Below are 1314 nucleotides of genomic sequence, written 5' to 3'. Positions count from 1 at the left end.
TTCAATGCCGGACGTTGTCGAAAAGAGCCCGGTGGCGCTGCTGTATGACCGGATACATAGGTGACAGATCAGACCGGGAACATAGGTAACACATTTTAGTCTATCCGGAGCACACTCTGCGTTTTCCGGTCATAGTACGCAAGCGTTATTCCGTTAAAGATGATGGCCTCAAGGCCATCATCTTGTTCTTCCAGCATGATGTACTCATCCGTCAGCGCTTCACTCAGGAACACCGTCCCCTTTTTCCCCATATAGAGTGTCCCCCTCGATTTCACTCTGTAGACCTTACCTCCTTCCGGATAAGTATATTCAGGAACACTGCCATCCCAGTGTCGGTTTGAGGGGTGCCATACCGTTCCGGGCGTTGCACCCGCCAGTGCTTCATGCGGCCTTTCGTAGTTAAATTCTTCCCGGTAGTCACTGAACCACCGCTGTTGTTCTTCCATCGTCATGAAGGTGTTGCCCTGTTTCACTGCACTTTTCAGGGAGCGGTGCATTCGCTCATGGCGGCCATTTTCTTCCGGATGACCCTTTCTGATACGCTCCGGCCTGATGCCCAGCTTGATTAGCCAGACGGCAAGGCGACTTAATCCGGCTATTCCTGTTCCCGCGAAGGGCTGACCGTTATCGGTTCTGAGCACTTCCGGCAGACCGTATTCCAGGAACGCATCTGTCAGGCACTGTCTGACGAAGGGCTCACTCTCCCGGTCCGTTCCCCGGCAGCTCAGAAGATACCGGCTGTGATTGTCGGTCAGGGTGAAGGGATGGCAGTACTCTCTGCTCAGCAGCCTGAACTTACCTTTAAAATCAGCGCTCCAGACCTGATTGTTTTCACTGATGATGGTCAGGGGCTGGCGATTGCCCGGGGTTCTGCGTTTTCGCTTTTTATCCGGAACCAGTCCTTCACGCTTGAGGATATCGCCGACAGTGCTGGCAGCAGGTACGGTAAAATCGACATGATGGTTGAGGAGCCACATCCGCAGTTTTTTGGGGCCCCAGTCAGGGTGTTTTTGACGCAGGGCAGTCAGGTGACCGACGATATAATCGGGGACCGTCCGGGAGTGGGAGCGTGGCGCACGCGACCGGTCAGAGAGAGATGACAGGTCAGAAGGGTCAAACCGTTGCAGCCATTTATAGCCTGTTTTACGGCTGATGCCAAAAAGACGGCAAAGAGCGGAGAAGGAGTCCGTACCTGCATGGCAGGCACGGATAAAATCAAGGCGTTGCATAGGTCGGGTCTCAGTCCAGGGCATAGCGAGTCTCCTCTTCTATGCCAGTTATAACTGTTACCCATGTATCCGGTCTAAAGTGTTA

The 1314-nt window shown here is 53.6% G+C and carries 1 protein-coding gene; it reads right to left on the bottom strand.

The window, feature by feature from the left end; all coding sequences use genetic code 11:
* Positions 1-95 precede the first annotated feature (95 nt).
* Entirely contained in the window at positions 96-1229 is a 1134-nt protein-coding gene (locus IM267_RS21075; protein ID WP_226848264.1) for a DDE-type integrase/transposase/recombinase, read from the bottom strand.
* Positions 1230-1314: the final 85 nt, after the last annotated feature.

It is taken from the genome of Enterobacter cloacae complex sp. P15RS (genome assembly GCF_014895905.1).
Lineage (GTDB): Bacteria > Pseudomonadota > Gammaproteobacteria > Enterobacterales > Enterobacteriaceae > Enterobacter > Enterobacter quasihormaechei.
This window is presented reverse-complemented; position numbering and strand designations above follow the sequence as displayed.

Coding starts and splice junctions, on each gene's coding strand:
- IM267_RS21075 (WP_226848264.1), bottom strand. CDS start 1,229: ATGCAACGCCTTGATTTTATCCGTGCCTGCCATGCAGGTACGGACTCC.